Here is a 14040-nt window from a genome sequence, read left to right as displayed (position 1 = left end):
CCGCACCCCCAGTCGCGATCACCAGATTTCAGAAACTAACGAAGGACGACAGCCACCGTGCTCGACGTGAATTTCTTCGACCAGCTCCAGATCGGCCTGGCCACCGCGGACGACATCCGCACGTGGAGCCACGGCGAGGTCAAGAAGCCGGAAACCATCAACTACCGCACGCTCAAGCCCGAGCGTGACGGTCTCTTCTGCGAGAAGATCTTCGGTCCCACCCGGGACTGGGAGTGCTACTGCGGCAAGTACAAGCGCGTGCGCTTCAAGGGCATCATCTGCGAGCGCTGCGGCGTCGAGGTGACCCGGTCCAAGGTCCGCCGCGAGCGGATGGGCCACATCGAGCTGGCCGCCCCGGTCACCCACATCTGGTACTTCAAGGGTGTCCCGAGCCGGCTCGGCTACCTGCTGGACCTCGCCCCGAAGGACCTGGAGAAGGTCATCTACTTCGCGGCGTACATGATCACCTCGGTCGACGAGGACGCCCGTCACAAGGACCTCTCCGAGCTCGAGGGCAAGATCGGTCTGCAGCGCAAGAGCATCGAGAACCGCCGCGACGTGGCGATCGAGGAGCGCACCAAGAAGCTCGAGGCCGACCTGGCCGAGCTCGAGGCCGAGGGTGCCAAGGCCGACGCGCGCCGCAAGGTCAAGGACGGCGCCGAGCGCGAGATGAAGCAGGTCCGCGACCGGGCCCAGCGCGAGCTGGACCGGCTCGAGGAGGTCTGGAGCACGTTCAAGAGCCTCAAGGTCCAGGACCTGATGGGCGACGAGCTGCTCTACCGCGAGATGAAGACCTGGTTCGGCAAGTACTTCGAGGGCTACATGGGCGCCACGGCGATCCAGAAGCGCCTGGAGTCCTTCGACATCGCCGAGGAGGTCGAGTCGCTGCGCGAGACGATCGAGACCGGCAAGGGCCAGCGCAAGGTCCGCGCGCTCAAGCGCCTCAAGGTCGTCGACGCGTTCCGCAAGACCGGCAACAGCCCGATGGGCATGGTCCTGGACGCCGTCCCGGTCATCCCGCCGGACCTGCGCCCGATGGTGCAGCTGGACGGTGGCCGCTTCGCGACCTCCGACCTGAACGACCTGTACCGCCGCGTGATCAACCGGAACAACCGGCTCAAGCGCCTGCTCGACCTGGGTGCTCCGGAGATCATCGTCAACAACGAGAAGCGGATGCTCCAGGAGGCCGTCGACTCGCTGTTCGACAACGGCCGTCGTGGCCGTCCGGTCACCGGCCCGGGCAACCGGCCGCTGAAGTCCCTCTCGGACATGCTCAAGGGCAAGCAGGGTCGTTTCCGCCAGAACCTGCTCGGCAAGCGCGTCGACTACTCGGGCCGTTCGGTCATCGTCGTCGGCCCGCAGCTCAAGCTGCACCAGTGCGGTCTGCCGAAGTACATGGCGATCGAGCTGTTCAAGCCGTTCGTGATGAAGCGCCTCGTCGACCTGTCGCACGCGCAGAACATCAAGTCCGCCAAGCGGATGGTCGAGCGCGCCGTGCGCCCCGAGGTCTGGGACGTGCTGGAAGAGGTCATCGCCGAGCACCCGGTCCTGCTGAACCGGGCGCCCACGCTGCACCGCCTCGGCATCCAGGCCTTCGAGCCGCAGCTCATCGAGGGCAAGGCCATCCAGATCCACCCGCTCGTCTGCTCGGCCTTCAACGCCGACTTCGACGGTGACCAGATGGCGGTGCACCTGCCGCTGTCCGCCGAGGCCCAGGCCGAGGCGCGGATCCTGATGCTGTCGACGAACAACATCCTGAAGCCGTCGGACGGTCGCCCCGTGACCATGCCGACGCAGGACATGATCATCGGCATCTACTTCCTCACCCTGGGCCGCGACGGCCAGCCGGGCGAGGGCCGCGCGTTCAGCTCGACCGGCGAGGCGATCATGGCCTTCGACCGTCACGAGATCACGCTGCAGTCGAAGATCAAGCTGCGCCTGAGCGGTGTGCACGTGCCGCCGGTCGACGCGGTCGTTCCCGAGGGCTGGAGCGAGGGTGACCCGATCATCCTCGAGACCACCCTGGGCCGGGCGCTGTTCAACGAGGCGCTGCCGGGCAACTACGAGTACGTCGAGTACCAGGTCGGCAAGAACGAGCTGGGACGCATCGTGAACGACCTGGCCGAGCGGTACACCAAGGTCGAGGTCGCGAACTCGCTCGACGCCCTCAAGGACACCGGCTTCACCTGGGCGACCCGCTCCGGTGTGACGGTCTCCATCGAGGACGTCGTCTCGCCGAAGGACAAGGGCGAGATCCTCGAGAGGTACGAGGTGAGCGCGGCCAAGGTCCAGAACCAGTTCGAGCGTGGTCTGATCACCGACGACGAGCGCCGCCAGGAGCTCATCGAGATCTGGACCGACGCGTCCAACGTGGTCGCCAAGGCGATGCAGAAGAACTTCGACCAGGACAACCCGATCTTCATGATGGTGAACTCGGGTGCCCGCGGTAACTGGATGCAGGTCCGTCAGATCGCCGCCATGCGTGGCCTGGTGGCGAACCCGAAGGGCGACATCATCCCGCGACCGATCAAGTCGAACTTCCGTGAGGGCCTCTCGGTCCTGGAGTACTTCATCTCCACCCACGGTGCTCGCAAGGGTCTGGCCGACACCGCGCTGCGTACCGCCGACTCGGGTTACCTGACCCGTCGTCTGGTGGACGTCTCGCAGGACGTCATCATCCGCGAGGACGACTGCGGCACCGAGCGCGGCATGCCCAAGGTGATCGGTGTCCGCGGCGACGACGGCGTCGTCACCAAGGACCCGAACGTGGAGACGTCGGCGTACGCGCGCAACGCGGCCACCGACATCACCCACCCGGAGACCGGCGCCGTGCTGGTGCCGGCCGGCGAGGACCTGGGCGACGTCCAGATCGACGAGCTGATCGAGGCCGGCATCGAGCAGGTCAAGGTCCGCTCGGTGCTCACCTGCGACGCCAAGACCGGTACCTGCGCGAAGTGCTACGGCCGTTCGCTGGCCACCGGCAAGCTGGTCGACATCGGTGAGGCGGTCGGCATCATCGCCGCGCAGTCCATCGGTGAGCCCGGCACGCAGCTGACCATGCGTACCTTCCACACCGGTGGTGTGGCCTCGGCCGACGACATCACCCAGGGTCTGCCCCGCGTGGTGGAGCTGTTCGAGGCGCGCCAGCCCAAGGGTCGTGCCCCGATCTCCGAGGCCTCCGGCCGACTGGCGATCGAGGACACCGACAAGGCCCGCAAGCTGGTCGTCACCCCGGACGACGGCTCGGACCCGGTCGAGTACCAGGTCAGCAAGCGGTCCCGCCTCCAGATCGCCGACGGCGACCACGTGGAGGTCGGCCAGCAGCTGATCCAGGGCACGCCGGACCCGAAGGAGGTGCTGCGCATCCTCGGTGTCCGCAAGGCCCAGGAGCACCTGGTGGCCGAGGTCCAGCAGGTGTACCGCAGCCAGGGTGTGTCGATCCACGACAAGCACATCGAGATCATCGTCCGGCAGATGCTCCGCCGGGTGACCGTGATCGAGTCCGGTGACACCAAGCTGCTCCCGTCCGACCTGGTCGACCGGGTGCGCTACGAGGAGGAGAACCGTCGCGTGGTGACCGAGGGCGGCAAGCCGGCCTCCGGTCGTGCCGAGCTGATGGGTATCACCAAGGCGTCGCTGGCGACCGAGTCGTGGCTCTCGGCGGCCTCCTTCCAGGAGACCACCCGGGTGCTCACCGACGCGGCGATCAACGGCAAGTCCGACTCGCTGCGCGGTCTGAAGGAGAACGTGATCATCGGAAAGCTGATCCCGGCGGGTACCGGCCTCGAGCGGTACCGCAACATCCGGGTGGAGCCGACCGAGGAGGCCCGCGCTGCGGCGTACTCCGTCACCGGTTACGACTCCTACGGCAGCTACGACTTCGGTGCCCCGGGCAACCAGACCGTGGCCCTGGACGACTTCGACTTTGGTTCCTACCAAAACTGAGCCTGCGAAGGTTTGGTTCAAGGAACCAGGTTGAGGAGACGGAAGGCCCCGCCAGCTTGCTGGCGGGGCCTTCCGGCGTCTCGAAACCGGGTGGGACGGCCGCAGACTGACCCGATTAGGGACTCCCAATCAGCCGTTCGGTTGAGCATCATCGAAGGGTGAGCGTCGACGACTGGGGGCGTGACCTCCGTGACCTGATCACCCGGGGCCGGGATGCCTACGGGGCGGGTGAGGTGCTGGGCGTGCTGCAGCGCGAGGTCGCCTCGCTGACGCTCGGCCTGGACGGGTTGCCGCCGGTGCTGCAGGCCGACCGGCCGGTGCTCGGGGTGGACGCCTGCGTGGCCGGCTGGGTGGGCGTGCTGCTCGGCCACGACGCACGGCTGACCGTGCACGTGGCCAGCACGATCTCGGCGTTGGTCGCCCAGGTCCGCGAGGGGGCGGACGTCGCGGTGGTGGCCATCGACATCCCGATCGGCCTGCCCGACGACGGAGTGCTGCGCCAGGCCGACCTGCTCGCGCGCCAGGCCCTGCCCGGCAAGGAGTCGGCGGTCCGCGGGGCCACGACCCGCGTCGCCTACCGCAACGACGAGTTCGACGTGCTCGGTCCGAAGGTGCTCGAGGTCGACGCCTGGGTCCGCGACGACCCGGGGACGAGGGTCATCGAGGTCGAGCCGGAGCTGTGCTTCGCGCGGCTGGCCGGGGATCCGGTGCTGGCGGCGAAGCGGACCGACGAAGGCGTGCAGGCCCGGCGCGAGGCCCTGGGCCGGGCCGGGATCGTGCCGCCGCCCTGGTACAGCGGCTCCGGGTTCGCCGAGCACGACCTGCTGGACGCCTGCGCCGCGCTGTGGACCGCGGTGCGGCACCTCAACGGGCAGTCGGAGAGCCTGCCGCCCGAGCCCGAGGTGTTCAGCGACGGCTTGCCGGCAGCCATCCGGGTCTGAGCGGCTCGGTGCCGGGGGTGGGCCCTTGGCCACCGGGTCCGACCTGGGAGACTGGGCGGGTGAGTCCCTCCGTCCCCGCACGCACCGACGTGCTCGTCGTCGGCGCCGGTCCTGCCGGGTCGGCCGCGGCAGCGTGGGCTGCGCGGGCCGGACGCGAGGTGGTCATCGCCGACGCGGCGGTCTTCCCGCGCGACAAGACCTGCGGCGACGGGCTGACGCCGCGCGCCATCGGCGAGCTGTCGCGGCTGGGGTTGGACGACTGGATCCGCGCGCACACCGTCAATCACGGCCTGCGCGCGCACGGCTTCGGCCAGACCCTGCTGCTGCCCTGGCCCGGGGGCTCGTTGCCGGCGTACGGGTCGGCCGTGGCGCGCACCGAGCTCGACGACCACCTGCGCACGACCGCCATCAAGAGCGGCGCGACCGGCATCGACGGCGCCCGCGCGGTGGACGCCCGCCTGGAGGGCGGCCGGGTCGTCGCCGTCGTCTTCTCCTCCGGCGAGGAGACCTTCGAGATCGGGTGCGAGCGCCTGGTCGTCGCCGACGGGGTCCGGTCCGGGCTCGGCAAGGTGCTCGGCCGCGAGTGGCACCGCGACACCGTCTACGGCGTCGCCGGTCGCTCGTACATCGACAGCGCGATGTCCGAGGACCCGTGGATCAGCTCGCACCTGGAGCTGCGCGACGAGCAGGGCGGTCTGCTCCCGGGCTACGGCTGGATCTTCCCGCTCGGCGACGGCTCGGTGAACCTCGGCGTCGGGACGCTCGCGACCTCGAAGCGCCCGGCGGACCTGGCACTGCGTCCGCTGATGAAGCACTACGCCGAGCTGCGGCGCGACGAGTTCGGCCTCAGCGGGGACATCCGGATGCCCACCTCGGCGCTGCTGCCGATGGGCGGCGCGGTGAGCAACGTGGCCGGCCCGAACTGGGCGCTGATCGGCGACGCCGCGGCGTGCGTGAACCCGCTGAACGGCGAGGGCATCGACTACGGCCTGGAGACCGGTCGGTTGCTGGTGGACGTCCTGGACGAGGACCTGAGCACCGTCTGGCCGGCGCTGCTGCGCGAGCACTACGGCGAGGCGTTCTCGATCGCCCGCCGCCTCGCCGGTGTCGCCACCCGGCCGAAGGTCGTGGCCGCGCTCGGACCGGCCGGGATGCGCTCGGACTGGATGATGACGCTGGCGCTGCGCTGGATGGGCAACCTGGTCACCGACGAGGACCGCGACCGCGCGGCCCGGATCTGGCGCTGGGCCGGTCGACGCAGCGTGAAGCTCGACAATCGCCCGCCGTTCTCGTAACGAAGCACCACCATGGGTGACGGGGTCTACCGCGCGGTGAACGCGCTCGGCCGGCTCGGCCTGGGTGTCCTGCGGATCCGGGTGGTGCCCACCGGGCTGGAGCACCTGCCGCGCACCGGACCGGTGATCCTGGCCGCGAACCACGTGGCGTACCCCGACTTCGTCTTCGTCGAGAAGGCGGCGGTCGGCCGCGGCCGCTACGTGCGCTTCCTGACCCGGTACGACGTGTGGCGCCCGGGCGTCGTCGCCCGTGCGATGGACGCGATGCAGCACGTGCCCGTGGACCGCGCGGTCCCGGTGGACGCCTACCTGCGCGCCCGTCGGCTGCTGCGGGCCGGGGAGGCGGTCGGCATCTTCCCGGAGGCCGGGATCAGCTACTCCTACACGGTGCGCTCGCTGATGCGCGGTGCTGCGGCTCTGGCCCGGGAGACCGGTGCCCCGGTGGTACCGGTGGCGATCTGGGGCTCGCAGCGGATCTTCAGCGTCGGTGACCCCGAGCCGCCGCCGGACTGGACCCGGGGACGTCGGATCGACCTCACGTTCGGGGAGCCGTTCACGGTCGCGGGGACCGACGACCTCACCGCCGTCACGACCCGGCTCGGCCACACGCTGACCGCGATGCTCGAGGAGCTCCAGCGGCAGCCGCACCACCGGCCGCGCCCGGGAGAGCACGCGACCTGGTACCCGGCGCACCTCGGCGGGCACGCACCGACCCGGGAGCGGGCGCTCGAGCTCGACGTCGTGCCGGCGGGCGCGGTCAGCCCGACCTGGGGTCCGCGCTGACCGCCTCGACGACCTGCTGACGCCGGCGGTCGAGCCAGCCGATCGGGTCGACGGCGACGTTGAGAACCCGGGCGACCGGGGGCGAGGCGAGGGTCAGGGCCAGGGTGAGCGCACCGACGGTGGCGAGCCCGAAGGCGACGGCGGCGTGGGTCGCGGCCCAGCCCGGGAACCCGACGTACTCCGCGGTGAGCACGACGAAGCCGTGCCACAGGTACACGATCAGCGTCGCCGACCCCAGCCGGGCGAACCAGGAGGCCGTCTTCGGCACCAGCACGAAGAACGAGAACGCGCCGACCAGGCCGAGGGCCAGCACGAACGCCCGGGTGGCCAGCGCCTGACCGGTGCTGACGCCGAGCTGGTCGTAGGTGGAGTTGTAGTACAGCCAGTCGGTCTTGCCCCAGACCTCGGTGTACCGGGTGACCAGGGCGATGCCCAGGAAGCCGAGGACGGCGTACGGGACCAGGGTGCTCGAGCGCAGTCGGTTCCAGTCGACGTCGTGCAGCACCAGGCCGAGGACGAAGAACGGCAGCAACCCGAAGATCCGCGCCGAGTCCATCACCTGGCCGGCGAACAGGCCGGCGGCGAGGCTGGTGGCGACGGCCAGGGGCACGACCAGGCGACGGGGGAGCGCCAGCACTGCCGGCGTCACGAGCCGCCAGAAGAACAGGGCGGCGAGGTACCACATCGGCCAGTGCGGGTCCTTGAACAGGTCGTTCAGGGCGACCCCGCCGACGTGGTAGCGGAACCACGCCAGCGCGGCCTCGAAGATCACGTACGGGACCGCGACCGTGCGCACCAGCGACCACAGCTTCTCCGGCGTCCACCGGAAGCCGCGGGAGAGGTAGCCGGTGACCAGCACGAAGGCGGGGACGTGCCAGGCGTAGAGGAAGTCGTAGGCCCAGGTCACCCCGGCGTTGGCGGGCAGCAGGCCCTTCCAGGAGTGGCCGACCACGACCAGGGCGACCAGCGCCATCTTGATGGTGTCGAACCACGGGTCGCGCTCCTTCGCGCGCGGCGGCTTCCCGTCGAGCCGCGCGCGCTCGGTTGCGTCGTCGACGCGCTCGAGCACGGGGCTGCGTAGAGTCGTCATGTGTCCGACGTACCCGGCGAGGCTGTGGATCACTCGTCAGAGGCCCGTGACCTGCCTCGCAGGCAGCGTGTCGCCGCGTACGCGGTGGTCCTCCGGGACGAGAAGATCCTGCTCGCGCGACTCGCTCCGTACCTCGTGGACGGGGAGGTCTGGACGCTCCCGGGCGGGGGCATCGACTTCGGCGAGGATCCCCGTGACGCGGTGGTGCGCGAGGTGCACGAGGAGACCGGGCTGGACGTGCAGATCGGCGACCGCGCCTGGATCGACTCGGTCCGGCGCGTCACCGACACGACCCGGCAGGACATGCACTCGGTGCGGATGGTCTTCGAGGGCTGGGCGCCGCACGACAGCCCCGAGCCCCGCGTGGTGGAGGAGAACGGCTCGACGGTCGATGCCCGCTGGGTCCCGTTGGCCGCGGTCACCGACGGCAGCTGGCCGGTGGTCGGCTGGGTGCGCGCCGCGGTCGAGGAGCACGTCGCCCACCGCGTGCAGCGGCTGGCGGTCAAGGCGGTGGTCCGTCGCGGCGACACCGTCCTGCTCGCACGGCTGAGCCGGTACGCCGTCGAGGCCGGCCACTGGACGCTGCCCGGCGGCGGGGTCGACCACGGCGAGCGCCCGGCGGCGGCCCTGGTCCGCGAGATGGCCGAGGAGACCGGCCTGGTCGCCGAGGTCGGTGACCTGCTCGGTGTGCACGACCTGCACCTGACCGGGACCGCGCCGAACGGACGGCACGAGGACTTCCACGCGGTGAACCTGATCTTCGCCGTCACCGTGCCCACCGACGCCGAGCCGCGGGTCGTCGAGACCGACGGCACCACCGACGACGTGGCCTGGGTCGACGTGGCCGACATCGCCTCAGGAATGGTCGCCGTCACCGAGGTGGTCCGGCACGCGCTAGGTTCTGCGCCATGACTGGCGAGTCCGTCTTCACCTACGGCGCGCCCGGGCTGAAGTTCGGCACGGGTGCCTCGGACGAGATCGGCTACGACCTGTCCACCTACGACGTCCGCCGGGTGCTGGTGCTCACCGACCCGGGGGTCGCCGCCACCGGCCACCCGCAGCGGATCGCCGAGCAGATGCACGCCTTCGGCATCGAGACCCAGGTCTTCGACGCGGTCCACGTCGAGCCGACCGACGCCAGCTTCGAGGCCGCGATCGCGTTCGCCCGCGACTCCGGCCCCTGGGACGCCTACGTCGCTGTCGGCGGTGGCTCCACCATCGACACCGCCAAGGCGGTCAACCTCCTCACCACCAACGACGGTGAGCTGATGGACTACGTGAACGCCCCGGTCGGCAGGGCCCGCGCGCCGCGGAACCCGCTCAAGCCGCTGGTCGCGGTGCCGACCACGACCGGCACCGGCGCGGAGTCCACCACGATCTGCGTGCTTGACGTGCTCGCCCAGCAGGTGAAGACCGGGATCAGCCACGCCCGGCTGCGGCCGACGCTGGCGGTCGTCGACCCGGCGCTGACGATGACCCAGCCCGCCGGGGTCACCGCGGCCGCCGGGATGGACATCCTCTGCCACGCGCTGGAGTCCTACACCGCGCGGCCGTTCACCTCCTACGACAAGAAGACGCCCGAGCAGCGGGTGCCGTACTGCGGCTCGAACCCGATCTCCGACCTGTGGTCCGAGCAGGCGATGTCGCTGCTCTCGACGTCGTTCCGGCGCGCGGTCAACCACGGCGACGACGCGGGCGCCCGCGAGCAGATGGCGCTGGCCGCGACGATGGCCGGGCTCGGCTTCGGCAACGCCGGCGTGCACATCCCGCACGCGAACGCGTACCCGATCGCCGGCCGGGTGCACGAGCGGTGCCCGGACTTCCGGCCCGCCGGCTACGAGGCCGACGAGGCGATGGTGCCGCACGGGATGGCGGTCTCGCTGACCGCGCCCGAGGCGTTCCGCTGGACGTTCTCCTCGAGCCCGGAGCGACACCTGCGCGCCGCGTCGCTGCTGGCCCCCGACCACGGCTACGACGCCGGTCCGGACGCGCTGCCGGCGGTGCTGGCCGACCTGATGCGCGACATCGCGATCCCGAACGGGCTCGGCGAGGTCGGCTACGGCGAGAGCGACGTCGACGACCTGGTCGAGGGCGCGATGAAGCAGCAGCGACTGCTGGCCACCGCTCCGCGCGAGGTCACCGACGAGGATGCCGCCGGGATCCTCGGACGCTCCCTGGAGCTCTGGTGACAGCAGACGCGCGGCCGGCCACGACCGGGGCCGCCGCAGCACTGCGCCAGGCCGGCCTCGAGGTCGACGACTCGCGGCTCGCGCGCTCGCTCTACGCCTCCGACGCCTCGCTCTACCGGATCCCGCCGCAGGTGGTGGTCTTCCCGCGCGACAGCGACGACGTGCTCGCCGTGCTCGCGGTGGCGCGCGAGTTCGAGTCCAGCCTGACGATGCGCGGTGCCGGTACCTCGATCGCGGGCAACGCGATCGGTCCGGGCATCGTGGTCGACTGCACCCGGCACCTGAACAAGCTGATCCGGATCGACCCGGACGCGCGCACCGCGACGGTCCAGCCGGGCATCGTGCACGCCGCCCTGCAGAAGCACGCCGCCCCGCACGGGCTGCGCTTCGGGCCGGACCCGTCCACGCACACCCGCTGCACCATCGGCGGCATGATCGGCAACAACGCCTGCGGGTCGCGGGCGCTCGGGTACGGCCGCACCGCGGACAACGTGGTCGGGCTCAAGGTCGCGCTGGCCGACGGCGAGATCGTCGGGCCGCGCGGGGCCAAGCACGGACTGGGCTTCTCGGTCGAGGAGGAGCGCCGACTGCGCGGCTTCCCGGTCGAGCAGGGCCTGGCCTCGCCGCTGCTGGCGGACCTGAACAAGCTCGTCGACGAGAACCTCGGCCTGATCCGCACCGAGTTCGGCACCTTCGGCCGCCAGGTCTCCGGGTACTCCCTGGAACACCTGCTGCCGGAGAACGACCGCAACTTCGAGCGCTTCCTGGTCGGCAGCGAGGGCACCCTGGCCGTGGTGCTGGAGGCGACGGTCCGGCTCGTCGCGGACGCGCCGCACCGGGCGCTGGCGCTGCTCGGGTTCGCCTCGATGGCCGATGCCGCCGACGCCGTCCCGATCGTGCTCGGCACCCGGCTCGACGGGGACGTGGAGCTGACCGCGTGCGAGGGGCTCGACCAGCGGATCACCGACCTGGTGCCCGGCGCCCCGCCGCTGCCGGAGGGCCGCGGCTGGCTGTTCGTCGAGGTCGCCGGTGCGGTGGCTGCGGAGGTCGAGGCCGCGGCGTCCCGGATCGCTCTGACCGTCGGCGCCCCGTCCCGGATCGCGACCGACCTGCGCGAGCAGGCCGCGCTGTGGCGGATCCGGGAGGACGGCGCAGGCCTGGCCGCGCGCTCGCTCTCGCGCCCCGCGCACTCCGGCTGGGAGGACGCCGCCGTGCCGCCCGCCCGGCTCGGCGACTACCTGCGCGAGTTCGAGGCGCTGCTGACCGAGCACGGCCTGGACACCGTTCCCTACGGCCACTTCGGCGACGGCTGCGTGCACGCCCGGATCGACTTCGAGCTGACCGAGGCCGACGGCCGCGCGGTCTTCCGCCGCTTCACCGAGGACGCTGCCGACCTCGTCGCCCGCCACGGCGGGTCGATGAGCGGCGAGCACGGCGACGGCCGGGCCCGCTCGGAGCTGCTGGGCCGGATGTACAGCCCTGCGGCGATGTCGCTGATGGCTGCGGTCAAGCACGTCCTCGACCCGCGCAACGTGCTCAACCCGGGCAACCTGGTCGACCCCGAGCCGTTCGACGCCTCGCTGCGACTCGCAGCCCCACCCGCCGGCCCCCTGGCGGAGCTCTTCGGCGAGGCGCACCGCTGCACCGGCGTCGGGAAGTGCGTCGCCGACAACACCTCCAACGGCGGGGTGATGTGCCCCTCCTACCTGGCGACCCGCAACGAGAAGGACAGCACCCGCGGCAGGTCCCGGGTGCTCCAGGACGTCGTCACCGGGAAGCTGCCGCTGCACGACCCGGCTGTCGGTGAGGCCCTGGACCTGTGCCTGTCCTGCAAGGGCTGCGCCCACGACTGCCCGACCGGCGTCGACATGGCCACCTACAAGTCCGAGGTGCTGCACCACCAGTACGCCGGCAAGCGCCGCCCGCGCTCGCACTACACGCTGGGTCGGCTGCCGAAGTGGGCCTCGATGGCCCCGGCCGGCCTCGCCAACCGGATGCTCAAGGTCCCGGCGCTGGCGCGGCTCGCCAAGCAGACCGCGGGCATCGACCAGCGGCGGAGCCTGCCGACCTTCAGCCCGCGCCGACTGCGCTCCTTCGCCCAGCCCGCCCGGGTGCGCCCGGCTGCGACGCCGGACGTCTGGATCTGGGCGGACAGCTTCACCGACCACTTCTACTCCGAGACGGGTCAGGCCGCGCTCGCGCTGTTCGAGGCCGCCGGCATCGAGGCGAAGGTCATCCCCGAGCGGGCCTGCTGCGCGCTCACCTGGGTCACTACGGGCCAGCTCGACCACGCCCGCAAGATCATCAGCGCGAGCGTGCACACGCTCTACCCGTACGTCGCCAGCGGGACCCCGATCATCGGCCTGGAGCCCAGCTGCCTGGCCGCGCTGCGCACCGATGCCCCGGCGCTGGTCAAGGAACCGCGGGTGGCCGAGGTCGCGGCCGGCGTGCAGACCCTGGGGGAGTACCTGACCACCCTGGTCGCTGACGGCCGCTGGTCGCTGCCGGACCTGACCGGGACCGAGATCGTGGTGCAGCCGCACTGCCACCACGCCAGCGTGCTCGGGTTCGGCCCGGACCTGGCGCTGCTCGAGGGTGCTGGCGCGAGCGTCAAGCGCCTGGGCGGCTGCTGCGGGCTGGCCGGCAACTTCGGCGTCGAGCTCGGGCACTACGAGACCAGCGTCGCGGTCGCCGAGCAGAGCCTGCTGCCCGCCGTGCGCGCGGCCGGTCCGGACACCGTGATCCTCGCCGACGGGATGTCCTGCCGGGTCCAGCTCGCCGACCTGGCCGGCGTACGGGCGCTGCACCTGGCCGAGCTGCTCGCCGGCCGCCGCTAGACCCGGACCCGGGCCTGCTTCTTCATCCCCTCGGCCGGACGGATCGGCTGCGGCCACTTCGCCGTCAGCCCGTACCCCTCCGGCTGCTGGCGCCAGCGCCGGCCGAGCGCCGGGCGGACCCAGCCGTTCCACCAGTCCCACTCGTCGGTGAGCCACTCCCGGGGCGTCCGCCCCGGCGGCAGGTCCCCGAGGTCGCGCAGGGTGATGGTGTGGTCGACCTCGAGGGTGCGCAGCACGGCGGCGGCCAGGTAGCGGTGCCCGTGGCGGGACATGTGCAGCCGGTCCGGCTCCCACATCCGCGGGTGCGCGTACGGGCGCATCGCCCAGTGGTCGACCAGCAGCGCGTCGTGCTCCAGCGCCACCTGCCGGATCCCGCGGTTGAACTGGTTGTTGCGGATCCGCAGCGGCTCCAGGAGCGGGGAGAGGCGCACGTCGTAGCTGGTGAACAGCAGCACCCGGGCCCCGGTGGTGGCCAGCTTCGCGACGGCTGCCTCGTAGCGGGCCAGCACGTCGGCCATGTCGATCCGGATCTGCAGGATGTCGTTGCCACCGGCGAAGAACGACACCAGCGTGGGGTTCAGCGCGACCGCGGCCTCGACCTGGTGCTCGACCACGTCGTCCAGCACCCGGCTGCGCAGCGCCAGGTTCGCGTACTCGGTCGCCGGGTCAGCCTTCGCGAGCTGTCGGGCCACCCGGTCGGCCCACCCACGGACCCCGTTCGGGAAGCGCTCGTCCCAGTCGCCCACGCCCTCGGTGAAGGAGTCCCCGACGGCCACGAACCGGTGCGCCATGCCTCCCAGGGTCCCCGCGCGGACCGACCGGACGGCGAACCGGCGGTGAACGGCCAGTCCCGCACGGAGGATGCTGCGGTGAACGCTGTGAACTCGTTTTGACCCCCGCGGCAGCCCCCGGTAATCTCGTTCCTTGTGTCTGGGCATTCCCAGGCCCTTGAGCGTGCCC

9 protein-coding genes are annotated in these 14040 nt (G+C 71.4%); 7 read left to right on the top strand and 2 right to left on the bottom strand.

Going from position 1 to position 14040, the window contains the following annotated elements:
• The first annotated feature begins 57 nt into the window (after positions 1-57).
• The 4 genes from EFL95_RS01305 (at position 58) to EFL95_RS01290 (ending at position 6964) form a co-directional block, all read left to right on the top strand.
• Positions 58-3945 (top strand): DNA-directed RNA polymerase subunit beta', encoded by a 3888-nt coding sequence (locus tag EFL95_RS01305; RefSeq protein ID WP_123232252.1) that lies wholly within the window; start codon positions 58-60, stop codon positions 3943-3945.
• Positions 3946-4103: 158 nt separating this feature from the next.
• Positions 4104-4886, top strand: coding sequence for a DUF429 domain-containing protein (locus tag EFL95_RS01300; RefSeq protein ID WP_183406972.1), 783 nt, complete (start codon positions 4104-4106; stop codon positions 4884-4886).
• A 59-nt stretch (positions 4887-4945) separates the two neighbouring features.
• Positions 4946-6181, top strand: a complete 1236-nt coding sequence (locus EFL95_RS01295; protein WP_123232250.1) for a geranylgeranyl reductase family protein — start codon at positions 4946-4948, stop codon at positions 6179-6181.
• A gap of 12 nt (positions 6182-6193) precedes the next feature.
• Complete coding sequence (locus tag EFL95_RS01290) at positions 6194-6964, top strand: lysophospholipid acyltransferase family protein (protein WP_123232249.1); 771 nt, start codon at positions 6194-6196, stop codon at positions 6962-6964.
• Here EFL95_RS01290 and EFL95_RS01285 read toward each other — a convergent pair.
• Complete coding sequence (locus tag EFL95_RS01285; RefSeq protein ID WP_148044934.1) at positions 6939-8054, bottom strand: acyltransferase family protein; 1116 nt, start codon at positions 8052-8054, stop codon at positions 6939-6941. The genes EFL95_RS01290 and EFL95_RS01285 overlap by 26 nt on opposite strands.
• Here EFL95_RS01285 and EFL95_RS01280 point away from each other — a divergent pair, their 5' ends adjacent.
• Genes EFL95_RS01280 through EFL95_RS01270 form a run of 3 tightly spaced genes read left to right on the top strand, consistent with a single transcriptional unit; the run spans position 8055 to position 13080 of the window.
• Positions 8055-8966 carry an NUDIX domain-containing protein gene (locus EFL95_RS01280; RefSeq protein WP_246004741.1) on the top strand — a complete coding sequence of 304 codons (912 nt, stop codon included), beginning with the start codon at positions 8055-8057 and terminating at the stop codon, positions 8964-8966. It begins immediately after the preceding gene.
• The gene (locus EFL95_RS01275) at positions 8963-10243 is read left to right on the top strand and encodes a hydroxyacid-oxoacid transhydrogenase (protein WP_123232246.1); all 1281 of its coding nucleotides are present in this window, start codon (positions 8963-8965) and stop codon (positions 10241-10243) included. The genes EFL95_RS01280 and EFL95_RS01275 overlap by 4 nt, the downstream gene beginning before the upstream one ends.
• Complete coding sequence (locus EFL95_RS01270) at positions 10240-13080, top strand: FAD-binding and (Fe-S)-binding domain-containing protein (protein WP_246004740.1); 2841 nt, start codon at positions 10240-10242, stop codon at positions 13078-13080. Before EFL95_RS01275 ends, EFL95_RS01270 begins: the two co-directional genes overlap by 4 nt.
• Here EFL95_RS01270 and EFL95_RS01265 read toward each other — a convergent pair.
• Complete coding sequence (locus EFL95_RS01265; RefSeq protein ID WP_123232245.1) at positions 13077-13871, bottom strand: SGNH/GDSL hydrolase family protein; 795 nt, start codon at positions 13869-13871, stop codon at positions 13077-13079. The genes EFL95_RS01270 and EFL95_RS01265 overlap by 4 nt on opposite strands.
• Between the last annotated feature and the right edge of the window lie 169 nt (positions 13872-14040).

This window comes from Nocardioides marmorisolisilvae (assembly GCF_003725775.1).
Classification (GTDB): Bacteria; Actinomycetota; Actinomycetes; order Propionibacteriales; family Nocardioidaceae; genus Marmoricola; species Marmoricola marmorisolisilvae.
This window is presented reverse-complemented; position numbering and strand designations above follow the sequence as displayed.

Bases quoted from the DNA above. Each gene is read 5' to 3' on its own strand.
- EFL95_RS01265 (WP_123232245.1), bottom strand. From the start codon at position 13,871: ATGGCGCACCGGTTCGTGGCCGTCGGGGACTCCTTCACCGAGGGCGTG.
- EFL95_RS01285 (WP_148044934.1), bottom strand. From the start codon at position 8,054: ATGACGACTCTACGCAGCCCCGTGCTCGAGCGCGTCGACGACGCAACC.
- EFL95_RS01275 (WP_123232246.1), top strand. From the start codon at position 8,963: ATGACTGGCGAGTCCGTCTTCACCTACGGCGCGCCCGGGCTGAAGTTC.
- EFL95_RS01290 (WP_123232249.1), top strand. From the start codon at position 6,194: ATGGGTGACGGGGTCTACCGCGCGGTGAACGCGCTCGGCCGGCTCGGC.